The 22068-nt window shown below is 73.0% G+C and carries 19 protein-coding genes; 10 read left to right on the top strand and 9 right to left on the bottom strand.

Annotated elements, in window-relative coordinates:
* Positions 1–127: 127 nt before the first annotated feature.
* The 4 genes from FHS22_RS18355 to FHS22_RS18340 all read right to left on the bottom strand — a co-directional run bounded on the left by FHS22_RS18355 (position 128) and on the right by FHS22_RS18340 (position 5435).
* The gene (locus tag FHS22_RS18355) at positions 128–2638 is read right to left on the bottom strand and encodes an MMPL family transporter (protein WP_184943227.1); all 2511 of its coding nucleotides are present in this window, start codon (positions 2636–2638) and stop codon (positions 128–130) included.
* The gene (locus FHS22_RS18350; protein ID WP_184943225.1) at positions 2638–2907 is read right to left on the bottom strand and encodes an acyl carrier protein; all 270 of its coding nucleotides are present in this window, start codon (positions 2905–2907) and stop codon (positions 2638–2640) included. Before FHS22_RS18350 ends, FHS22_RS18355 begins: the two co-directional genes overlap by 1 nt.
* Positions 2908–2909: 2 nt before the next feature.
* Entirely contained in the window at positions 2910–4736 is a 1827-nt protein-coding gene (locus FHS22_RS18345) for a fatty acyl-AMP ligase (protein ID WP_184943223.1), read from the bottom strand.
* Positions 4737–4874: 138 nt separating this feature from the next.
* Complete coding sequence (locus FHS22_RS18340; protein ID WP_184943221.1) at positions 4875–5435, bottom strand: TetR/AcrR family transcriptional regulator; 561 nt, start codon at positions 5433–5435, stop codon at positions 4875–4877.
* 81 nt (positions 5436–5516) lie between these two features.
* Here FHS22_RS18340 and FHS22_RS18335 point away from each other — a divergent pair, with 81 nt between their 5' ends.
* Both FHS22_RS18335 and FHS22_RS18330 read left to right on the top strand, forming a co-directional pair.
* Positions 5517–7091 (top strand): MDR family MFS transporter, encoded by a 1575-nt coding sequence (locus tag FHS22_RS18335; RefSeq protein ID WP_184943219.1) that lies wholly within the window; start codon positions 5517–5519, stop codon positions 7089–7091.
* 154 nt (positions 7092–7245) lie between these two features.
* Positions 7246–8103: a DUF2306 domain-containing protein gene (locus FHS22_RS18330; protein ID WP_184943218.1), complete on the top strand. Its 858-nt coding sequence runs from the start codon at positions 7246–7248 to the stop codon at positions 8101–8103.
* Positions 8104–8156: 53 nt separating this feature from the next.
* Here the strand turns inward: FHS22_RS18330 and FHS22_RS18325 are convergent, their stop codons facing one another.
* Complete coding sequence (locus FHS22_RS18325; protein WP_275955166.1) at positions 8157–8711, bottom strand: peroxiredoxin; 555 nt, start codon at positions 8709–8711, stop codon at positions 8157–8159.
* Between the two features lie 626 nt (positions 8712–9337).
* On the opposite strand from FHS22_RS18325, the gene FHS22_RS18320 reads away from it, so the two are divergent.
* Both FHS22_RS18320 and FHS22_RS18315 read left to right on the top strand, forming a co-directional pair.
* Positions 9338–11209, top strand: a complete 1872-nt coding sequence (locus FHS22_RS18320; RefSeq protein ID WP_184943214.1) for a substrate-binding domain-containing protein — start codon at positions 9338–9340, stop codon at positions 11207–11209.
* A complete protein-coding gene (locus tag FHS22_RS18315) occupies positions 11206–12510 on the top strand; it encodes an extracellular solute-binding protein (protein ID WP_184943212.1) in 1305 nt (434 codons plus the stop codon). Before FHS22_RS18320 ends, FHS22_RS18315 begins: the two co-directional genes overlap by 4 nt.
* A gap of 58 nt (positions 12511–12568) precedes the next feature.
* Here FHS22_RS18315 and FHS22_RS18310 read toward each other — a convergent pair whose 3' ends face one another.
* Both FHS22_RS18310 and FHS22_RS18305 read right to left on the bottom strand, forming a co-directional pair.
* The gene (locus FHS22_RS18310) at positions 12569–13753 is read right to left on the bottom strand and encodes a pyridoxal phosphate-dependent aminotransferase (protein ID WP_184943211.1); all 1185 of its coding nucleotides are present in this window, start codon (positions 13751–13753) and stop codon (positions 12569–12571) included.
* Between the two features lie 120 nt (positions 13754–13873).
* Positions 13874–15250: a GH1 family beta-glucosidase gene (locus FHS22_RS18305; RefSeq protein ID WP_184943209.1), complete on the bottom strand. Its 1377-nt coding sequence runs from the start codon at positions 15248–15250 to the stop codon at positions 13874–13876.
* Positions 15251–15559: 309 nt separating this feature from the next.
* Here FHS22_RS18305 and FHS22_RS18300 point away from each other — a divergent pair, with 309 nt between their 5' ends.
* From FHS22_RS18300 to FHS22_RS18280, 5 genes are all read left to right on the top strand, one after another.
* Positions 15560–16600, top strand: a complete 1041-nt coding sequence (locus FHS22_RS18300; RefSeq protein ID WP_184943207.1) for a DUF418 domain-containing protein — start codon at positions 15560–15562, stop codon at positions 16598–16600.
* Positions 16597–17427: a carbon-nitrogen hydrolase family protein gene (locus FHS22_RS18295; RefSeq protein WP_184943205.1), complete on the top strand. Its 831-nt coding sequence runs from the start codon at positions 16597–16599 to the stop codon at positions 17425–17427. Before FHS22_RS18300 ends, FHS22_RS18295 begins: the two co-directional genes overlap by 4 nt.
* Positions 17428–17437: 10 nt before the next feature.
* A complete protein-coding gene (locus tag FHS22_RS18290; RefSeq protein ID WP_338047805.1) occupies positions 17438–17902 on the top strand; it encodes a hypothetical protein in 465 nt (154 codons plus the stop codon).
* Positions 17899–18330, top strand: coding sequence for a hypothetical protein (locus FHS22_RS18285; RefSeq protein ID WP_184943203.1), 432 nt, complete (start codon positions 17899–17901; stop codon positions 18328–18330). Before FHS22_RS18290 ends, FHS22_RS18285 begins: the two co-directional genes overlap by 4 nt.
* 108 nt (positions 18331–18438) lie before the next feature.
* The gene (locus FHS22_RS18280; protein WP_184943201.1) at positions 18439–18630 is read left to right on the top strand and encodes a hypothetical protein; all 192 of its coding nucleotides are present in this window, start codon (positions 18439–18441) and stop codon (positions 18628–18630) included.
* Between the two features lie 57 nt (positions 18631–18687).
* Here FHS22_RS18280 and FHS22_RS18275 read toward each other — a convergent pair whose 3' ends face one another.
* The gene (locus FHS22_RS18275; RefSeq protein WP_184943199.1) at positions 18688–18855 is read right to left on the bottom strand and encodes a type II toxin-antitoxin system prevent-host-death family antitoxin; all 168 of its coding nucleotides are present in this window, start codon (positions 18853–18855) and stop codon (positions 18688–18690) included.
* A gap of 53 nt (positions 18856–18908) precedes the next feature.
* Here FHS22_RS18275 and FHS22_RS18270 point away from each other — a divergent pair, with 53 nt between their 5' ends.
* A complete protein-coding gene (locus FHS22_RS18270) occupies positions 18909–20060 on the top strand; it encodes an RNA-guided endonuclease InsQ/TnpB family protein (protein WP_184943197.1) in 1152 nt (383 codons plus the stop codon).
* Positions 20061–20568: 508 nt separating this feature from the next.
* Here the strand turns inward: FHS22_RS18270 and FHS22_RS18265 are convergent.
* Entirely contained in the window at positions 20569–22056 is a 1488-nt protein-coding gene (locus FHS22_RS18265; protein ID WP_184943195.1) for a carboxyl transferase domain-containing protein, read from the bottom strand.
* Between the last annotated feature and the right edge of the window lie 12 nt (positions 22057–22068).

The raw sequence follows: 22068 nt of genomic DNA, 5'->3' as shown, positions 1-22068 counted from the left end.
AAAATGCCTGATGGGTGCGTATCAGCACCTCGCGAGGGCAGAAACGCATTGTGTGCGAGGACCTGCCCACCATTTGTTACTCGGAAGTAAATCACAGGTGTGATCTACCTCGCAATAATCCGGACTATCACTTACCGCTAAACTCCCCCTCCCTTTTTTCGCGTTTTCCCAAGATGACGGGGCCGGATCTGAGCGTCACGCGCGGGCGGACCAGGCGCCGCGGCCTGAGCATGACCTGGGGCCGCACCCGCGAGCTCCGGAACCGGGCGAGCGGGTTGCCCCCGCGCCACCAGCGGAAGCCTCTGGCCAGCCGGCCCGGCCACCAGATGGCGTCGCCCACGTCCAGGGTCAGCGCGGTGACCAGCACCGAACGGACGATCATCGTGTCGAGGAGCACGCCCACCGCCACCGAGAAGGCGATCTGCACGGTCTGGGAGAGCGGCAGCACCACGAGCACCGCGAAGGTGCCCGCCAGCACCACCCCGGCCGAGGTGATCACCCCGCCGGTCGCCTCCAGGCCGAGGATCGCGGCGCGCGCCGTACTGTGCCGGTGCGCCTCCTCGCGCACCCGGTGCATCAGGAAGATGTTGTAGTCGACGCCGAGCGCCACCAGGAAGACGAAGACCAGCAGCACGAACCCCTGGTCCACCCCGGCGAAGCCGAACAGGTGGGTGAAGGCCAGCGCGCTGATGCCCAGTGTGGCCAGGAACGACACCACCACGGTCGCCAGCAGCAGCAGCGGCGCGACCAGGGAGCGCAGCAGCAGGGCCAGCACCGCGAAGACCACGAGCAGCACCAGCGGGATGATCACTTCGCGGTCCCGCTCCGCGCCCCGCTCCAGGTCGGCGATGAGCGCCACGTTCCCGCCCACGTTCACGTCCGGGGCCGCCACGGCGCGCAGCCGGTCGCGCAGGGCCATCACCTCCTGGCGCTCGGACTCCTCCCCGTCGGCCGCGCGCACGGTCACGTTGAGCAGGATGTCGCCGTTGCCCGCGGCGCCCAGCGAGATCGCGGTGACCTCGGGGCGCTGGGCGGTGTCCACGATCACGTCCTTGACGTACTGCTCGGTGGTGACCACCTGGACCGGGTCGGCCGCCGCGGCCGGGAAGTGCCGGGCGGCGACCTCCTGCCCGACGACCGAGTCCGGCCGGTTCAGGAAGACGTCGGCGTTGTCCAGCCCGCCCTCCCGGTAGGCGGCCAGCCCGGTCGCGCACGCCGCCAGCGCGGCGAAGGTGACGATCCACACCAGCCGGGGGTTCCTCGCGATCCGGCGGCCCAGGGCTCCCCACGCCCCTGTCCCGGCGGCTCCCGTCCCGGTGCCGCCGGTCCCCGCCGTCCCGCGCCCCGCGCCCCCCGCCCGCCGGGCTCCGGCGGCCCGGGTCCCGTTCCCGGCGGCGGTGCTCCCGGCGCCCGGGGGCTGCTCGGCCGGCTCGTCCGCGTACGGGTCGTAGCGCGGGACCACCGGCCAGAACACCCACCGCCCGAAGACCACCATGACCGCCGGGAGCAGCGTCATCATCGCGAGCATCGCGCTCGTCACGCCGACCGCCGAGACCGGCCCCAGCCCCTTGGTGGAGTTGAGCTCGGCCACCACCAGGCAGAGCAGCCCGGCCACCACGGTCGCCGCGCTGGCCACCACCGCGGGCCCGGCCCGGCGCAGCGCGACCGCCATCGCCTCGTGCCGGTCGGCGTGCCGCCGCAGTTCCTCCCGGTAGCGGGCGACGAGCAGCAGCGCGTAGTCGGTGCCCGCGCCGATCACCAGGACCATGAGCAGGGAGACCGCGACACTGCTGACCGTGATCACTCCGGCGGCCGCCAGGCCGTAGTTCACCCCCATCGCGACCGTCAGCCCGACCAGCACGATGCCGAGCGGGAACAGCCACAGGACGGCGCTGCGGTAGGTGATCAGCAGTACGACCACCGCCACGCCCATCGCGGCCAGCAGCAGGTCGGTGTCCACGGTGGAGAAGACCGCCAGCGCGTCGGCCTGGAAGCCGACCATGCCGGTGATGTGCGCGGCCAGCCCGGCCGGGCGCCCGGTGTCGAGGACCCGCCGTACCCGGTCGATGATCTGGGCCGTCTCCCGTCCGCCGTGGTCCTTGACGATGACCACGACCTGGACGGCCTCGCCGTCCTTGGCGCGCTGCGCGACGAGCAGTTTGATCGTCTTGGTCAGCTTGGGGATCCTGAGCTTCTCCTCCACGGCCCGCAGCTGGTCGGGCAGGTTCCCCTTCGCGTCGCGGTACGGCTCCAGCTCCCGGTCCAGGTCGTCGCGGTCGAAGGTCCTGCCCCCGGTGGGCGTGGGCAGCTCGGCGACCACGCCCTCGATCCGCGCGAACTCCTTCATGTCCCGGGCGATCTCGTCCTCGTCGGCCCGGGTGACGCCGCCGCGCCGCTCGTAGACGATCGTCGCCGGGGAGAGGTTCTCCCCCTGCATGCCGAGGATGCGCTTGACCGCCTGGGCGGAGTCGGCGCTGCCCGGCAGGTAGGCGGCGATGTCGTCCTTCTGCACCGACTCCAGCCGGCCGGCGAAGGAGCCGGCGATGACGACGACGATCAGCCAGACGGCCAGCACCAGCCACTTCGTGCGCCGGCCGCAGAGCAGATCGGAGATCCGGCGGGGCATCAGGCGGGGCATCAGGCCGGGCTCAGCCTGCCCCGGAGGTGGCCGGCCATGGCCTCGACGGTCGGGTGCTCCCAGACGAGGGTGGGCTCGATCTCCAGCCCGTACTCCGCCTCGATGTCGCCGCAGAGGCTGAGCGAGTAGACCGAGTCCATGCCGTACTGGGCGACCGGGACCAGCGGGTCGATCTCCTCGGGCGCCCGCATGACGTAGGAGGACACCTGGGCCCGGAGCCAGTCGCGGATGTCGTCCAGGTCGATCGCGATCCCGGCGTCGGCGGACATGTTCACTCTCCCTCTTGTGCGTCCGCCGCCACGGCGGCGGCGGGCCCGCCCGCGAGCTCTCCGGCGAGCCCGGCGGTCAGCTCTGCGTGGACGACGGGCAGCAGCCCCGCCAGCAGCAGCTCGCGGGTGCGGGACCGCTGGATCTTGCCGCTGGTGGTCTTGCCCACCCCGCCGCGCTCGACCAGCACCACGCTCATGGACGGCAGGCCGAACGCGCGGGCCAGCTCGCCCCTGATCCTGTCGGCGAGCTCGGCGGCGGAGACACCGCCGAGGCGCTGCTCCCTGACCTCCTGCACCACCACCACGTGCTCCCTGGACTCCGGCCCCGGCGCGCGCCCGGCCTGCGCCGCCGGCCCCCCGGCGGTCCCCGGCTCCGCCGCCTGGACGCCGAAGGCGGCGGCGGCGCCCAGCGCCGGGTGCGCCTCGCGGGCGGCCTCCTCCAGGTCCTGCGGGTAGAGGTTGCGGCCGTTCACGATGACGACGTCCTTGATCCGGCCGGTGACGTAGAGCTCGCCGTCCAGGACGAAGCCGAGGTCCCCGGTGCGCAGGAACGGCCCTTCGCCGCCCGCCGTACGGCCCGCGAAGGCGTCGCGGGTGGCCTCCTCGCGCTGCCAGTAGCCCCGGGCGACGCTCCCTCCGCGCACCCAGATCTCGCCGACCCGGCCCTCGCCGAGCGGCGCCCGGGTCTCGGGGTCGACGATGTCCACGGCCATGGTGACCGGCCGCCCGCAGCCGACCAGCTCGACGCCGCCGGCCGGGCCGGCGGGGACCGCCTCGTGCCGTTCCAGCGCCGCGGCGTCGAACCGGCGGATCAGCGGCCCCTGCCCCAGCGGGGTGGCGGTGATCACCAGCGTCGCCTCGGCCATGCCGTACGCCGGGGCCCAGGCCCTCTCGCTGAATCCGGCCGGGCCGAAGCGGCGGACCATGGTGCGCAGCGTGCTGGGGCGGACCGGCTCCGCCCCGTTGAGCGCGAACTTCAGGCCGGACAGGTCGAGGCCGGCGAGCTGGGCGTCGGTGACCCGGGCGGCGCACCACTCGTAGGCGAAGTTGGGCGCGACGGTGTAGCCCGCCCGGTAGCGGCTGATCATCTCCAGCCAGAGCGCCGGGCGCATGACGAAGGAGATCGGCGAGGCGAAGTACAGGTCGCCGCCGGCGTAGATCGGCTGGAGCAGCATGCCGATGAGACCCATGTCGTGGTAGTGCGGCAGCCAGCCGACCCCGACGCCCTCCTCGGGGGAGCCGATCGCGCGCCAGATCTCGTTCTCGTTGTGCAGCAGGTTGGCGTGGGTGAGCATGACGCCGCGCGGCTCGCTGGTGGAGCCGGAGGTGTACTGCATGTAGGCGAGGGTGTCCGGCCCGATCTCCGGCTCGGCCCACGCCTCGGGGGCGGGAAGCTCCAGGGCGTCGGTGGCGACGCACTCGACCGCGCCGTCCAGGCCGACCTCGCGCAGCCAGCCGGCGAGCATGTCGCGGTTGGCAGCGTCGGTGAGCACCAGCCGTACGTCGGCGTCCTTGATGATCCCCTCGGCACGTTCCAGCGCCCGGGGGTCGGTCTGCGGGAGCGGCGAGGGCACCGCGATCACCCGGGAGTACAGGCACCCGAGGAAGGCGGTCAGGAACTCCAGTCCGGCGGGGTAGAGCAGCAGCGCCGCCTGGTCCTCCATCCGCCGCCCGGCCAGCCACGCCGCCGTGGACCTGGCCCGCCGGTCGGCCTCGGCGAAGGTCAGGCGGCTCTCGGCGAGCTCCCCCCTGCGGTCCTCCACGAAGGTGTAGGACCGCTCGCTCCCGCACCTCTCGGCCTGCGCGCGCACCCGCTGCACAAAGGACATCTGGTCATCTCCCGCGACGGCAAGACAACCCAACATAGGAGGAGGGATCGGCCGGTCACAGCCCTGCACCGCACAAGCAGGCAGCCGGTTTTACGCCGAAAGTTAGTATCTTTCCCCTTCCGCCCCAGCCGACGGGGTTCACCCCTCCAGGCAGACCTCGAAGACCCTGGTCAGCCGGGCCACCACGGCCTCGCGGGCGGGCGAGCCGAGCGCCTCGGGGCCGTAGAGCCGGTGCAGCGTGCTGGCCCCGGCGATGAGCGCGGTGGCGATCACCGCCCGCAGCCGGGCGTCCTCGCCGGGCAGCAGCACGACGAGCGGCTCCATGATCGCCGAGTTGACGCGGTCCTTGATGATGTCGTGGATCTCGGGGCTGGCCGACGAACGGCTCAGCGCCGTCATCACCGGGCTGCCCAGGTCCGAGCCGAGCCGGTCGGCGACGTACTCCGCCAGCCGCCGGGGCAGCTCCTCCCGCGGGCCCTCCAGCACGCCGGGGAAGCGCCCCTGCATGGCGAGCACCTCGGCGAACAGCTCCCGCTTGCTGCCGAAGTAGCGGTTGATCAGCGCGATGTTGGCGTCCGCCTCCGCGGCGATCAGGCGCATCGTCACGTGTTCGTAGCCCAGCTCGGCGAAGAGCTGCCGTGCGGCGTCGAGAATGCGCTGCCGGGTGCCCTCCCGGTCGCGGCGCCGTACCTCTTCCATCCGCCCGATCCTTCCAGATTTGACGAAGTAAACGCACGTCTACTAACTTGTGTGCATCGTACATGTATTGGGGGATGGTCCATGCTGACCGAACAACAGGCCGCGGCAGGGGCCGGGGCCGAGGCGGCACCGCGCTTCACGCACAAGCAGGTGCTCGAGATCCTCACCGGGCTGATGCTCGCCATGCTCACGTCGATGATCTCGACGTCCGTGGTGGGCACCGCCCTGCCGACGATCGTGGGCTCGCTCGGCGGCCAGGACCAGCTCGCCTGGGTCGCCAGCGCGACCCTGCTCACCATGACCGCCTCCACCCCGCTCTGGGGCAAGCTCTCCGACCTCTACGGCCGCAAGCTCATGTTCCAGACCTCGCTGGTGGTCTTCGTGCTCTCCTCGGTCGCGGCCGGCTTCGCCCAGGACATGGGCCAGCTCATCGCCGCCCGGGCCGTGCAGGGCATCGGCGCCGGCGGTCTCGCCGCGCTGCCGCAGATCATCCTGGGCGACGTCGTCGAGCCCCGCGAGCGCGGCCGCTACGGCGGCTACATGGGCGCCGTCTTCGGCGTCTCCACCGTGGCAGGGCCGCTGCTCGGCGGCTTCATCGTCGACAACCTCTCCTGGCGCTGGACGTTCTGGATCTGCGTGCCGCTGGCCGTGGTCGCGTTCGCCGTCATCCAGAAGGTCCTCAAGCTGCCGTTCGTCCGACGCGAGGCCAAGGTCGACTGGTGGGGCGCCACCTTCATCACCGGCGGCACCACCGCCCTCATGCTCCTGCTCTCCCTCGGCGGCCAGGAGTTCGACTGGAACTCCGCCTGGACCTACGGCCTGGGCGCGCTCAGCCTGGCCATGTTCGGCCTGGCCGTCCTCGCCGAGCGCAGGGCCGCCGACCCGATCCTGCCGCCCCGCCTGTTCGGCAACCGCACCTTCGTGCTCTCCAGCCTCGCCTCGCTGCTCGTCGGCGTCGCGATGTTCGGCGCGATGATGTTCCTCCCGCAGTACCTGCAGATCGTCAAGGAGATGAGCCCGACCGGCTCCGGTCTGATGACCCTGCCCCTGGTCTTCGGGCTGCTCGCCGCCTCCATCGTGACCGGCAAGCTCGTCAGCAGGACCGGCCGCTGGAAGGCCTACCCGATCGGCGGCATGCTGCTCGTCGCGCTCGGCCTGTTCCTGCTCTCCCGGCTGCACGTCGACAGCTCGCTGCTCGTGGTGGGCGTGGACATCACCGTGCTCGGCATCGGCCTCGGCGCCTCCATGCAGATCCTCGTCCTGGCCGCGCAGAACGCCGTGACCCGCTCCGACCTGGCCGTCACCACCTCGGGTGTGTCCTTCTTCCGCTCCCTGGGCGGCGCGGTGGGCGTGGCCGCCTTCGGCGCCATCCTGAGCAACCGGCTCAGCTCCGAGCTGGTCTCCCTGGCCAAGGCCGCGCGCCTGCCGCTGACCGGCGGAGCGACCCCCAGCCTCGGCTCCCCCGACGCCATCCGCCACCTGCCCGCCCCGGTGCTGGAGGTGGTCCTGGAGGCCTTCACCCGGGCCATCCAGACCGTCTTCCTGGTCGGCGCCCCGATCGCGGTCCTCGGCGCGCTCGCCGCGCTGTTCCTGAAGGAGATCCCGCTGCGCTCCGCCGCCGCCCCGGCGGCCCCCGAGGCCGACGCGGCCGGCTGACCGCCCCGGACCGGAGGTCCTGCCGTACGGCAGGCACACGACCGGGCGGGCACGCACCCGCGCGGAACCGGTCAGCGATCAGTCAGCGGGCCGTCAGCGGCCTTGGCGAGGCTCCATCCCACGAAGAGATCGCATCCTCGCTAAGGAGCCCGCCATGGCAGAGCGGATCGACACGGAACCGACCGCGAAGGAACCGACCGGCACAGAGCGGACCAGCACGGAGCGGACCGCGGCGGCGCCTGCGGAGGCCGCCGCGGTCCGGCCCCTCCCCGGAAGCGGACGGGAGGGGCGGCCGGAGGCGGGGACCGGGCCCGCGCGCCCGCGCTGGTGGCGGCGGCCCTGGGTGGCGCCCCTGGCGGTGGTGGCCCTCGCCTTCCTCGCCTTCTCGCTTCCGCCGTACCTCTCCCTCGACCCGAGCCTGTCGCGGGTGCCCGCGCCGGAGGGCTTCGCGGCGTACTACCCGCTCCTGGTGGCGCACATCCTGTTCGGCGCCGTGGCGATGGTCACCTGCTGCCTGCAGATCTGGCCGTGGCTGCGGCAGCGCCACCCGGCCGTGCACCGGACGGCCGGGCGGGTGTACGTCCTCGGCGGTGTCCTGCCCGCCGGCGCGCTCGGCCTCGTGATCGGCGCCCTGAGCCCGTTCGGCCCGGTGGCGAGGGTCAGCAACGTCATACTCGCCGCCCTCTGGCTGGCCTTCACCGTCACCGGGTTCCGCATGGCCCGGCAGCGCCGCTTCGCCGACCACCGCCGGTGGATGGTGCGCAGCTTCGCGCTGACCATGTCGATCATCACGAACCGGATCTGGGGCGCCATCGCGGCGATCATCCTGGTCCCGCAGCTGGAGACGACCTTCGGCGGCAGCGACGTCGCGCTGGTGCAGGCCATCTCCGGTCTGGCCACCTGGCTCGGCTGGACCACCTCCCTGCTGCTCGCCGAGTGGTGGCTGGAGCGCGCCGACGCCGCCAGGCGCCGCCGCCGCACCGCGGGCGCCGCCCGCCGCCTGCCCGCCTGATCCCGCCCCCCGTACGGCCCGCCCGGCGATCGGCCCCGCCGGCGGGGCCGGCGTCAGGCGCCGGCCATCAGCTCCTTGGCGTCGAGGCCGGCGTCGCCCTTGTTCCAGCCGCAGGCGCACAGGCCCTCGCTCTGCAGTGCGTCGAGGACGCGGAGGACCTCCTCGACGTTCCGCCCGACGGAGCCGGCGGTCACCATGACGAACCGGATCTCGCCGGACGGGTCCACGATGAAGGTGGCCCGCTGGGCGACGCCGTCCTCGCCGAGGACGCCCAGGTCGGTGCAGAGCTCGCGCTTGATGTCCGAGAGCATCGGGAACGGCAGGTCCCGCAGGTCCGGGTGGTCCTTGCGCCAGGCGAAGTGCACGAACTCGGAGTCGACGGAGACGCCGAGGACCTGGGCGTCTCGGTCGGCGAACTCCCCGTTCAGCCTGCCGAACTCCGCGATCTCCGTCGGGCAGACGAACGTGTAGTCCTTCGGCCAGAAGAACACCACCCGCCACCTGCCCTCGTAGGTCTTGTGGTCGATCGTCTCGAACGCCCTCTCCGGGTCGAGGGAGACGCAGGCCGTGAGTTCGTACTCGGGGAAGCGGTCGCCGATGGTGAGCAAGTCCGTGAGCTCCTTCGCAGAGGACGTCGTTGTCGTGGCCCGGCCTCTCGCGACCGGCATCGATCCGAGGAGGACGGGGGAGCGTGCCGCCTCGCGAGAGGCTCTCCCGCCGGCGGGCCCGTTCCGTCCTCGCTCGGCCGCGCGCCTTCCCGGCGGTGGCCGGCCACCTGCCATTCCCGGATGATGGCAGCTCGCCACGGACGAGCCGGCCCGCTTTGCCGGGCGCGGTCCCGGCCCTCGGAGAGACTTTGCACGCGCGGCCGCCCGGACGGACCGCACGACCGCGCCCCGGGGCGACCCGCGGGGCTCCCGGGGCGGCCCCTCTCCGCGGCGCGCCGTGATCGCGTCCGGCGGGACGCGGCGCGGCGTCCCGACCGGAAACCGGGATACGGGCGGCACCGATATCGCCATTCCTTCTGTTCTGGAAATGTGCCGTTACCATCGATGATCCGCCATAGGGTGATAAGCAGAGGCCCGGGACCGCCTTGCACGGGAGCGACCGAGAGATGACGGACAGCGGAGACACCGCGGTTGAAAACGAGTCTCCGCCGCGCACCCCCGGCCCGAGGGAACGGGCCCTGCAGCTCACGACAGGCGTTCTGAATGCCTTCGTCCAGATTCTTCTCGTGCTGCTCGCCCTGTCGGTCTCCACGCTCTGGAAGGCCGTCCTGATCTGCGGGATCGTGGGACTGGCCGTGCTGACCGTCGTTCCCGAGGTGCCGCTGGGAGTCCTGAGCTGGCTCCGCCACACCCTTCCGGGAAAACTGGCGGCCCTTTTCGATGCGTTCTTCCGGTGGATACAGAAACGGATCTGGTGGTTTCTCTCGACGGGAATTCTCCTGACCGTCGGCGTCCTCTGCTTCCTCCTCGCCAGAGATCCGCCGTGGGGTCCCTGCAGAACCCCGGTCGAAGTCACGTTCGCCGTGTCGGACGAGACGGCTCCCGCCGTCCGGCGGGTGGCCGACGCCTTCATGCGGGACGAGGCCAACTGGTGGGGCTGCCGGGGAGTGAACGTGAACGTCGGCGCGCTGCCCGCCGACGGGATACGGAACCGGCTCCGCGACTGGACCTTCCCCGTCGAGCCGTCCGGAGGCCGGACGCCGCGGACGCCTCCCGGCGCCCGGCCCGACGGATGGCTCGCCGACCTCTCCGAGGAGGTCGGCTACGTGCGGGGACGGCGCGACCCGAAACTGACGTTCGGCGAGCCGGTGACCGTGGCCGTGTCGCCCCTGGTCATCGCCGCCCCGTCCGGTCTCGCCGACGACCTCGCCGGAGACGACCTGCGGCCGGGCGCCCACGACTGGGCCTACCTCCTGCGCCCGAGGTCGAGCACCCGCCAGGTGGTCCGCACCTACCCGCTGGCCTCCAACGTCGGGCTGGCCACCACGGCCGCCGCCGGGCCGGCGGCCGACCTGTCCGGGGAGGTACGGCCCGACGACAACGTCCACGAGGTGATGTGCCGGTATCCCGACAGCGCCGCGGCTCCTCCGGTGGTCATGACGGAGCAGCAGTTCCACGAGATCAACCTGGCCCTGTCCGGCACGGCCTCGGCGCCGCGCGCTCCGGACGGCTGCTTCACGGCGCCCGCGACCGTGCGGATGACGGCCGGCCGTACGGGGACGGCCCCCGCGTCCGCAACCGCGGACGTGCTCGCCCCGCTGACCGCCGTCTACCCGAAGGGCGGGCATGCCCTGCGCTACACCTGCGTCCCGGTCCTGTGGTCGGATCTGGACCGGCCCGGATCGGTGCGGCGGACGGTCGAGGAGTTCTGCGACGCCCTGCGGGAGGCGCTGCCCCGCTACGGCTTCCGCGACCACCGGGGCCGCCTGGACACCGGAGCGCTGCCGCCGGGAAGCGGGTGGCTGAAGAGCGAGGCGCCGGTGGCACTGGACTGGAAGGCCCCGGTGACCAGCACGATCTACCAGTCCAGGACCCGGCTCGCCGACCACGTCCTCCTCCTGGTCGACAACTCCGGGTCGATGGGGAACCGGGCCGCCGACGGCGGGACCCGGCTGACGGCGGCGGGCAGGCTCGCCCAGTTCATCGTCACCAGCAGGCGCGGCGAGCGGACCACGGGCGTGCAGACCTTCTTCCCCGAGGACGGCCGGGGCAGCGGTCCGGCGGCCGTCACCGACGGGGGCAGGTCCCTCGTCGAAAGGCTCGATGCCGTCATGGACGTCCGCCCTTCCCGCCCCGACCCCGAGATGCGCGCCCTCGTCGTCGACGCGCTCGACCGGATGGCCGCGATCGGCGGCGGCCAGGACCGCCGGGTCGTCCTCGTCCTCACCGACGGCGGCGATCCCGAGGGCCTGGCAGCGAGCGACCTGAGGGGACGCGACGGCGTCCGCCTGGTGGTGCTCTCCTTCACCGGGCGGGGCTGCGCGAAGAAGCCGCTGCCCGAGTTGCAGGAAAAGGGCCTGATGTCCTGCTACGACGCGAGCAGCGACCCCGAAAGGGCGCTGGACGAGGTGTTCGACGAGCTGAGGAGGCCCCGGTGAGACTCCCGCTCCGTGCTGCGGCCGCCGCCGCGGCGGCCGCCTGCCTCGTCCTTCCGGCGTGCAGCGCCTCCGAGCCGGCCGGCCGGCCCCAGGACGGCTGCGTGCTGCGCATCGCCAGCGGCGCCGACGTCTCGGGCGGCGTCCGCGAGCGGGTCCTCGACGCCGTCTGGAACTCCCGCGGGAACCGCCCCCGGGCGTGCTTCGTCGTGATCTCCGAGGTGGCGGACGAGCAGCGCAGCGAGATGATCTCTGCGGCCCAGGCGGAGACCGGGCACTACGACGTGTTCAACCTCGACATCCAGTCGATCCCGGAGTTCGCCGCGGGAGGCCATCTCCTGCCGGTCGACCCCGCCGCGCACAGCGTGACCAACGACTTCCTCGCGCAGGTCTGGTCCGCGGGCGCCTGGGAGCGCACGCAGTACGCCGTGCCGTTCAACACGGACGTGGGGCTGCTCTACTACCGCGACGACATCCTCCCCGGCCCTCCCGCCGGCTGGCCGGAGATGTTCGCCCTCGCGGAGAGGCACAGGTCCGCGCTCTCCTCCCCCGCCCTCCCCTTCGCCGGGCAGTTCGCCCCCTACGAGGGGTTGACGGTCAACGTCCTCGAGGCGCTCTGGGCCAACGGCGGGGACGTGGTCGACCCGGCGGGCGGAGTGGTGATCGACACCGAGCGGGGCAGGACGGCCGTCCAGCGGCTCGTCGACGCCGTGCGGGCGGGCGTGGTCTCCGGGGACGCGCGCAACGGCTTCGAGGCGCAGTCGCTGACCGCCTTCCGGGACAGGCAGGCGCTCTTCCTGCGGCACTGGCCCTCCGCCTACGAGGTGCTCTCCGGAGAGCGGCAGGAGGGCGGGGTCGGCTTCGCGGCGGCTCCGCTCCCCTGGCCGGGCGTCCTGGGCGGGCAGTACCTCGCCGTTTCCGCGGACACCGGGCGGCCGGGCGAGGCCCAGCGGCTGGTGGCGGCGCTCACCGGCCCGGAGGCGGCCGCCATGCTCTACCACTGCGGCGGTTTCGCTCCGGCGAGGGTCTCCGCGCTCTACGCGCGGGCCCGCTGCGGCGACTCCGCGCCGGCCGGGTCGGAGCCCCGCTCGCAGGTCGCACCGCCGGAGACGCTCCTGCGCGCCCTGGCCGGAGCCCGGGTCCGCCCGCCCTCGCCGTACTACAACCGGTTCAGCCAGGTCCTCCGCTCGGAGGTCCACGCGCTGCTCACCTGCTGGTCGCTCCGGCCGAGCGGCTGCGAGAGCGTCGAGGACTTCACCGCCGGCCTCGCCCCCCGCCTGGAGGAGGCCCTGGCCGGCCACTGAGCCGGGAGCCCGGCGGCCGGAAGGCACGGCGCGGTCCCGGATCGCCTCGGCCGTCCCGTCACCCTGTGCGGCCGGTTCCTTCGCCCAGGCGGGCCAGGCGGGCCACGGCCTCGTCGATGACCTCGTCGCGTTTGCAGAAGGCGAAGCGCACGAAGTGGCGGCCGCGTTCGGGGTGGGCGTAGAAGACCTGGGTGGGGATGGCGACGACGCCCGCCAGGACGGGGAGCTCGCGGGTGAGGGCGAGCCCGTCGGTGAAGCCGAGGGGGCGGATGTCGGTCTGCACGAAGTAGGTCCCGGCGGGGCGGTAGACGTCGAACCCGGCGGCGGCCAGACCCGACATGAGGCGGTCGCGCTTGGCCTCCAGCTCCGCCCGGAGTGTGGAGACCCAGCCGAGCTCGTGGCGCAGGCCGTACGCCACGGCGAGCTGCCAGGGCGCGGAGGAGGTGAAGGTGAGGAACTGCTTGACGGTCTGCACGGCGCGGACGAGCGGGGCCGGGGCGCAGATCCACCCGGTCTTCCAGCCGGTGACCGAGAAGGTCTTGCCCGCCGAGGAGATCATCACGGTGCGCTCGCGCATGCCGGGCAGGGTGGCCGGCGGGATGTGCTCCACGCCGTCGAAGGCGAGGTGCTCGTAGACCTCGTCGGTGATCGCGGTCAGGTCGTGCCCGGTGCACACGTCGGCGATCTCTTCCAGCTCCGCGCGGGTGAACACGGTCCCGGTGGGGTTGTGCGGGGAGTTGACGAGGATCGCCCGGGTGCGCGAGGTGACGGCGGCGCGGAGCTCGGCGGGGTCGAAGGTGAAGCGGCCCCCGTCGGGGCGGAGGGTGACGGGGCGGAGCACGGCCCCGGCCAGGGCGACGGAGGCGGCGTAGGAGTCGTAGTAGGGCTCGAAGGCGATCACCTCGTCACCGGGCTCGCAGAGCGCCAGGACCGAGGCGGCGATGGCCTCGGTGGCGCCGACGGTGACGAGGACCTCGCCGTCGGGGTCGTAGGCCAGGCCGTAGTGCTCCTTGCGGTGCTCGGAGACGGCCTGGCGGAGCTCGGGCACACCGGGTCCCGGCGGGTACTGGTTGGCGCCGCCGCGGACGGCCTCGATCGCCCGCTCCAGCATGGCGGGCGGGCCGTCGGTGTCGGGGAAGCCCTGGCCGAGGTTGATCGAGCCGGTCCGCAGGGCGAGCGCCGACATCTCGGCGAAGATCGTCGTGCCGAACGCGCGCATCCGCGCCACCAGAGGATCGTTCACGCGGCTCAGCGTAACCCGCCCCGGCCGGCGGGGGCCCGGCGGCGGGGACCCCGCCGGGCGGCCCGCGCCCCGGCCGCCCGGCCGACCGGGGGGTCGGCGGGGTCGGCTGGGTCCGGGTCCTCAGCTCCCGGCGGAGATGACGTCGCGGTACCAGTGGTAGCCCGCCTTGGGGGTGCGTTCCTGGGTGGCGTAGTCGACGTGCACGAGGCCGAAGCGGGCGGCGTAGCCCCTGGCCCACTCGAAGTTGTCGATCAGCGACCAGCAGAAGTAGCCGCGCACGTCCACTCCGTCGGCGACGGCGTCCGCGGTGGCGGCCAGGTGCTGCTCCAGGTAGGAGATGCGCCCGGTGTCGTCGAGCTCGTCGCCGCCGCCGTACCCGTTCTCGGTGATGAAGACCGGCGGCAGGCCCGGGTGGCGGGTGGCGAGGCCGGTGAGGGTGTCGTACAGGCCGCGCGGCTCGATGCGCCAGCCGAGCCCGCTGACCGGCGGCCCGTCCGGGGCGACGGTGCGTACGCCGATGTCGTAGGCGGTGCGCAGCGCCGGGTCGGGCTGGTCGTACGGCGCGGCGGCGGCATGGATCGGGTAGTAGTAGTTCACCCCGAGGAAGTCCAGCGGCGCCGAGATGATCTCGAGGTCTCCCGGGCGGCGGAAGGAGAAGTCGCTGATCTCGCCGTAGACCTTCGCCATGTCGCCGGGGTAGGCGGCACCGAGCAGGGGCTCGGTGAACTGCCGGTTGACCATCAGGTCCATGCGCCGGGCGGCGGCGGCGTCCTCGGCCGAGGCGCTCGCGGGCACGGCGGGCGACATGTTGAGCGTGACGCCGATCCGCTCGCCGACGCGGGCGCGCTCGCGCAGCCGGGCCGTGGCGAGGCCGTGCCCGACGAGCAGGTGGTGGGCGGCGGCCAGCGCGCCGTGCCCTTCGCGGGCCCCGGGGGCGTGCCGGCCCTCGGCGTAGCCGGTGATGGAGGAGCAGTACGGCTCGTTCAGCGTGATCCAGTACGGCACGCCGTCCAGGGCCTCGTGCACGGTGGCCGCGTAGTCGGCGAAGCGCTCGGCGGTGTCGCGGGCCCGCCAGCCGCCGCGGTCCTCCAGCGCCTGGGGCAGGTCCCAGTGGTAGAGGGTGACGAACGGCGTGATGCCGCGCTCGTGCAGCCCGTCGACCAGGCGGCGGTAGAAGTCGAGGCCGCGCCGGTTGACCCGGCCGTCGCCCTCGGGGACCACGCGCGGCCACGCCACCGAGAACCGGTAGGCGCCGGCGCCGAGGCCGGCGATGAGGTTCAGGTCCTCGGGCCAGCGGTGGTAGTGGTCGCAGGCGTGCTCGCCCGTCTCCCCCGCCGCCACCGCCCCGGGGACCCGGCAGAAGGTGTCCCAGATCGAGGGGGCGCGGCCGTCGGCGGCCGCGGCTCCCTCGATCTGGTAGGCCGAGGTGGCGACCCCCCACACGAAATCATATGGGAGCGCTCCCATAAATGCGGCACGGCCTTCGGTCGCTGTCATGTTCGATCACTCCAGATATGGTGGCCGCGCCGTCCCCCCGGCGTCCCGGCCATCGCCCGCCCGTTCGATCGCGGCCGACGCTACCGGCGCGTCGTCCGGTACGGCAACGCGGAGTCCCGCATGCCGAGACGCACGGCCCCGCGGCGGAACGGGTCGCGCGGCCCGCCGTACCGGCCCGGGGCTGCGGCGGGCCCGGGGGCGGCGCTACCGTGGATCCGTGATCGCTTTCGGGACCGGCTCCGCCGCAGAGCCGGCGCAGGCAGGGCACGGGGGCGGCCCGGTGGCGCGCAGGCCGCGGGAAGCGGGCCGATGAAACGGAGGGAGCAGGCGGGTGGCGCGCGGATCGAGGGGGGCGGGCCGGTGACGCGCCGGCTGCACGAGCTCGACGCCCTCCGCGGGTTCGCGATCTGCGGGATCATGGTCGTCAACACCTGGCAGCACACCCGCGGCCACCTGGCGGACCCGGGGTACACCGCGGTCGACTGGGCGGTGGAGAACCTGTTCCAGAGCCGGTTCTACCCGGTCTTCTCCTTCCTGTTCGGCCTGAGCTTCGTCCTGTTCCTGGAGTCCGCGGCCGTCCGGACGGACCGCCCCCGCCTCGCGCTGCTGCGCAGGCTGGCGGTGCTGGCCTGCTTCGGCGCGGTGCACTGGTACGTGAACCCCGGCGAGGTGCTCCTGCCGTACGCGCTCTTCGGCGCCCTGGTGCTGCTGCCCGCCTCGTTCCTGCCGCGCGCTGCCGTGCTGCTGCTCGGGGCCGCCGTGACGGCGTGGGCGGCCTACCTGAACGGCGGGTTCGTCGTCGACGGCGGGCCGCTCGGCGACCGGGTGTTCGTGGCCCTGCTGATCCCGGCGATGTTCCTGCTGGGGACGGCGCTGATGCGGTACCGCCCGGGCCCGCACCTGCTCCCTCCCGCCTTCCTCGCCTCCGCGGTGCTGGCCGCGGGGCTCGTCCTGCTGCAGGCCGCCTCCCGCACGGATCCGGACCTGTACCGCCCGGGCCTGTACGTCGCCGCCCCGCTGGCCTGCGCGACCGCCTACTGCACCGGGCTGCTGCTGCTGCTGCGCACCCGGCTGCGCGTCCCGCTGGAGGCCGCGCTCACCCCCCTGGGCCGGATGGCGCTGACGAACTACCTGACCAGCACCGCGGTCATCCTGCTCGCCCTGCCGCTGCTCACCGCCGACCCGACCCGGCTCGCCGTGCCGGCGCTGGCGCTGGCCACGCTGGCCGTGCAGGTGCTGTTCAGCCGGTGGTGGCTGGCCAGGTTCCGGTACGGCCCGCTGGAGTGGGCCTGGCGGTGCCTCACATGGATGGAAAGGGTCCCGAACCGCCGGATAGGGTCGCAGACGTGACCCGCATAGCCCTCTGCCAGATCCCGGTCTCCGAGGACCCCGCCGCCAACCTCCGCCGCGCCCGCGAGTCCCTCGCCCGGGCCGCGGACGACGGCGCGGAGCTCGCGATCCTCCCCGAGGCCGCGCTCACCCGGTACGGCAAGCGCATCCTGGAGCTGGCCGAGCCGCTGGACGGGCCGTTCGTCACCGGCCTGGCGGAGACCGCGCGGGACCGCGGCCTGTCCGTGATCGCCGGGGTGTTCGAGCCCGCCTCCGCCCGGGACGGCGGCGCGGCGCGGGACGACGGGCGGGTCCGTGTCCACAACACCGCGGTGGCCCTCGGCCCCGACGGCGGGATCAGGGCCGCCTACCGGAAGATCCACCTGTTCGACTCCTTCGGGGCGCGGGAGTCCGCGCTGGTCGTGCCGGGCGACGACCCGGTCGTGGTCGAGCTGGCCGGGCTCCGCGTCGGCCTGGTCACCTGCTACGACATCCGCTTCCCCGAGCTGACCCGGGCCCTGGCGGACCTCGGCGCCGACCTGTTCACGGTGATCGCCGCCTGGGGGTCGGGGCCGATGAAGGAGGAGCACTGGGCGACGCTGGTGCGGGCCAGGGCGATCGAGAACACCACCTGGGCGGCGGCCGTGGGCCAGGCGCCGAACCCGGAGGCCGCCGACGGCTTCGGGATCGGCCGGAGCATGCTGGTCGACCCGATGGGCGTGGTCCGCGCCGACCTCGGTCCCGCGCCCGCCGTGCAGACCTGCGTCGTGGACCCGCAGATCACGATTGTCACCCGCAATGCCGTACCGTGCCTCGAACACCGACGGCTCGGAGTCAACAGATCGTAAAATACGACCCGTGAGTGAACCACCTGGCCGTAGAACGCAGATGCAGAAGGTCATCCCGCCCCGGCTGCTCGTGCCCTACCTGGCCGGCCAGCGGACCGTGATCTCGGGATACGTCTACCGGGTGCAGGACTGCACCCGGCTGACCACTCCGGCGCAGCTCTTCATGGGCCTCGACCTCGGGTTCGAGGGCTCCGAGCTGACCGTCACCGTGCCCGAGCTGTACCTCCTGCGGTGGTTCGCACGCGACGTCGACACCTATGTCGTCCCGTACGGCCCCCACATGGGCGGCGACTGGAACGATTCGCCGCCGTTCGCCGGTAACGGCTTCACCACCTCCCGCGAGCACGTGGTGCCGCAGTTCCACACGATGCCGATGCCGATCCCCCCGGGAGCAGAGATCATCCACGTGACCACCGACGCGAGGGAACGCCTCTTCGGCGTCTACGACGGCCTCTCCTGGCGGCCCGCGGCATGAGCGATGAGATGGAACCGGTGGCGTCGGGGTTCGTCGCCCACTACGGCGAGCGCACCTACGCGGCCGCCCTGGGGCCGGGCCCGGCCGAGGTCGTGCTGTTCAGCGAGGAGCCCCGGGAGGGCTTCGAGCCGGCCTCCGGCTACTGGCGGGCCGTGGTCGGCCGCGCGGACCTCGACTGGCTGGTGCTCATCCGCACGGTCGGCGCGTTCGGCGGCGAGCCCTGCCTGGTCCTGGACGTCACGGAGGAGGGCGGCGAGGAGGGCCTGCACATCGCCTACACCGGGCACAGCGGGATGAAGGCCGAGGCTCTGGGCTACTGGATGGTCGACCACGGCGCCTACGAGGTGGTCGTCCCCCGCGAGGAGGTCGTCTCCCTTCGGGTCGAGCGCATCCCGGTCCCGCTCTCCCCCGCCCGCTCCGAGCCCTGACCCCGCCCCCTCCGCCGGAGCCCCCGACCCGGTCCTCCGGTTTCTCCGGCGAGTCTGTCAACCGGCGGTGTGTCCGGGTGTCTCGCTGATGTGATCGATCTTCCGACAGTGGCGCCTCCCTCGTTCGCCGAGCTGTTCGCGGCGCACCATCAGTCGATGGTGCGCCTGGCCGGACTGCTCGGCGCCGACGACCCCGAGGACATCGCCCAGAGGCGTTCGCCCGCCTCCACGCACGCCGGCCCCGGCTGCGGGACGACGGTGCGGCCGTCGCCTATGTCCGTTCCATCGTGTGCAACCTGACCCGCAACCTCCGCCTGGTACGGCTGTCAAGGCCCGGGTGTGCCCTGACCCGCAGTGTCAGCCGGGCTCGCCTTGCGCGGCTTCGGCAACAGGCACCGGCACGATGGCCGCGACTCTGCGCCCCCGGTTGGTGATGTAGGTGATGCGACCTCGGACGGCGGCATCGTTGAGGACGTCCGCGAACAACCTGCGTGCGTCAGCGACGCTCATCTCTTCCGATTCCATGCACATCAGCGTACGCGAACGCCTATTGATGTACATGCATGTACCATTGATGTATGCAGCTTCGGTACAACTTCCGCCTCTACCCGACGCCGGGTCAGCGCCAAGCGCTGGCGCGGGCGTTCGGATGCGCGCGGACGGTGTACAACGACGGACTACGTACACGACAGGAGGCACACGAGCAGGGTCTGCCGTACGTCTCGGACGCCGACCTATCCAAGCGGGTGATCACACAGGCGAAGACGACGTCGGAACGCGCGTGGCTTTCCGAAGTCTCAGCGGTCGTGCTCCAGCAGGCGCTAGCCGATCTGAACACCGCCTACCGTAACTTCTTCGCCTCGATCACGGGGAAGAGAAAGGGGCCGCAGGCCGCCCCGCCCCGGTTCCGGTCCAAGAGGGATGACCGGCAGGCCATCCGCTTCACGAAGAACGCCCGGTTCGCCGTCACGGCGGGCGGGAGACTGCGCCTGCCGAAGATCGGGGATGTGCCGGTGAAATGGTCCCGCGATCTTCCGTCCGAGCCGTCGTCGGTGACGGTCATCAAGAACGCGGCCGGGCGGTACTTCGCCTCGTTCGTCGTGGAGACGAGCGAGGAGCCGCTGCCTGAATCAGCGTCCGAGGTCGGCATCGACCTGGGGTTGACGCATTTCGCGGTGCTGTCGGACGGCCGGAAGATCGACAATCCCCGGTTCCTGCGCCGCGCCGAACGCCGGTTGAAGAAAGCCCAGCAGGCTCTGTCCCGTAAAGCGAAGGGGTCGAGCAACCGGAAGAAGGCCGCCGCCAAGTTCGCCAAGGCACACGCCAGGGTGGCCGACACGCGCCGGGACTTCGCGCACAAGCTCTCCACGCAGATCATCCGCGAGAACCAAGCGGTGTACGTGGAGGACCTGTACGTCAAGGGCCTGGCCCGCACGAAGCTGGCCAAATCCGTCCATGACGCGGGCTGGGGTCGGTTCACGGCGATGCTCGCCTACAAGGCCGCGAAGTACGGTCGGCATCTGGGGAAGATCGACCGCTGGTTCCCCTCCTCGAAGCGGTGCGCAGCCTGCGGAACGCTCGCCGGGTCCATGCCGCTCAACGTCCGGTCGTGGGCCTGCCCATGCGGCGCAGTCCACGACCGGGACGTCAACGCCGCCCGCAACATCCTCGCGGCCGGACGGGCCGAGAGGCTAAACGCCTGCGGAGGGACCGTAAGACCCGCCGTCTAGCGGAGGGCGGGACCCGGTGAAACAGGAAGCCGCAGAGGTGCCGCATGCGCGGCACGGGCTGAGTCCCCAGCCTTCAGGCCGGGGAGCGCGTCAATGGCTGGACCTGTCCGAGCGGGAGATCGCCGAGGCGATGGGCGTCTCCCCCGGTCCGTCAAGATGCACACGAGCTGGGGCCTGTCGGCCCTCGGCCGGGCCCGTAAACGACCTGGAAGAGCACCTGCGCGCCGCCCTCGACCGCCCGTGCCGCCACCTACACCGCCTCGCCCTCCGCCTGGCCGGGCGTGCGGAGCCGTACCCACGCGGGAAGGCTCCGCCGGGGCTTCGCCCTGGTCTCCGCTGCGGCCGTGGTGGCCGCGGCCGGGTCGCCGCCGTCATCCTACCGGGAGGCGGCCAGGACACGACCGCGGCGCCGCTCGGCCCAGCAGGTGACGGAGGCGGGGCGCAGCATGGGCTTCTGCTCGCCGACCGAGTCGCTGGGCCCGGAGCCAGTGACGGGCCGGTGCACCGGTCAGCGGCCGAGGGTGCGGTAGCGGGAGAGCCGGGCGGCGAGGCGGTCGGCGGGGGCCTGCCCCAGCAGCCCGGTGATCTCGTACTCCAGGGCGGCGGCGACCCGGCGGCAGAACGCCTCCGGCTCGTAGGCGGCGTCGGGGAACTCCGGGACGATCCGGTCGACGACGCCGTCCCGCTTGAGGTCGGTGGACTTCACCCCCTGGGCGGCGGCGATCTCCGGGGCGAAGTCCACGCTCCGGTAGAGGATCGCCGAGGCCCCCTCGGGCGGCAGCGGGGAGAGCCAGCCGTGCTGGGCGGCCAGCACCCGGTCGGCCGGGAGCAGCGCCAGGGCCGCGCCGCCGGCGCCCTCGCCGAGCAGCAGGCAGACGGTCGGGGCGTCGAGCATCACCAGGTCGGCCAGGCAGCGGGCGATCTCGGCGGCGAGCCCGCCCTCCTCGGCCGCCTTGGAGAGCGCGGCTCCGGCGGTGTCGATCACGGTGACCAGCGGGAGGCCGAGCTCGGAGGCCAGCCGCATGCCCCGGCGGGCCGTCCGGAGCCCGGCCGGGCCGAGCGGCGCCTCGGCCCGCTGGCGGCGGCGGTCCTGGCCGAGCACGACCGCGGGGGCCGCGCCGAAGCGGGCCAGCGCGAGCAGCAGCCCGGGGTCGTTCTCGCCCTCGCCGGTGCCGTTGAGCGGGGTGACGTCGGCGGCGCCGAGCTTGAGCAGCGCCCGCACGCCGGGCCGGTCGTCGCGGCGGGAGCGGGTGATCGCGTCCCAGGCGTCGACCCGCTGGACCTGCCCGTCCGGCTCCGGTCCGCGCCGCAGGCCCTGCCGGGGGGCGCAGAGCACGGCCAGCGCCCTGATCGCGATCGCGCGGGCGTCCTCCGCGGAGACGACGGCGTCGACCAGACCGTGCGCGAAGAGGTTCTCGGCGACCTGCACGCCCTCGGGGAAGGGGTAGCCGTGCAGCGACTCGAAGACCCGCGGCCCGAGGAACCCGATCAGCGCGCCCGGCTCGGCGGCGGTGACGTGGCCGAGCGAGCCCCAGGAGGCGAGGACCCCGCCGGTGGTGGGGTGGCGCAGGTAGACGACGTACGGCAGGCCCGCGGCGCGGTGCGCGGCGACCGCGGCGGTGATCTTCACCATCTGGGTGAAGGCCAGCGCGCCCTCCTGCATCCGGGTGCCGCCGGAGGCCGGGGCGGCCAGCAGCGGGAGTCCCTCGGCGGTGGCCCGCTCGACGGCGGCGGTGAGCCGCTCGGCGGCGGCCACCCCGATCGATCCGGCGAGGAAGGAGAACTCGCAGGCGACGACCGCCACCCTGCGCCCGCCGAGCAGGCCCTCACCGGAGATCACCGACTCGTCGTAGCCGGTCTTGGCCCGGGCGGCGGCGAGCTCCTCCGCGTAGTCGGAGCCGGGCTCGGCGGGGTCGGCGGGGGGCGTGTCCCACGACCGCCAGGTCCCGGGGTCGAGGACGGCGCCGATCAGGGTCCGCGCGTCCGGCCGGTTCACCGCGGTGCTCCG

The sequence above is a fragment of the Thiemannella venezuelensis genome, from assembly GCF_014203605.1.
GTDB lineage: Bacteria > Actinomycetota > Actinomycetes > Streptosporangiales > Streptosporangiaceae > Planomonospora_A > Planomonospora_A venezuelensis.
The sequence above is the reverse complement of the archived record's forward strand: the minus strand, read 5'-3'. Positions and strand labels throughout refer to the sequence as shown.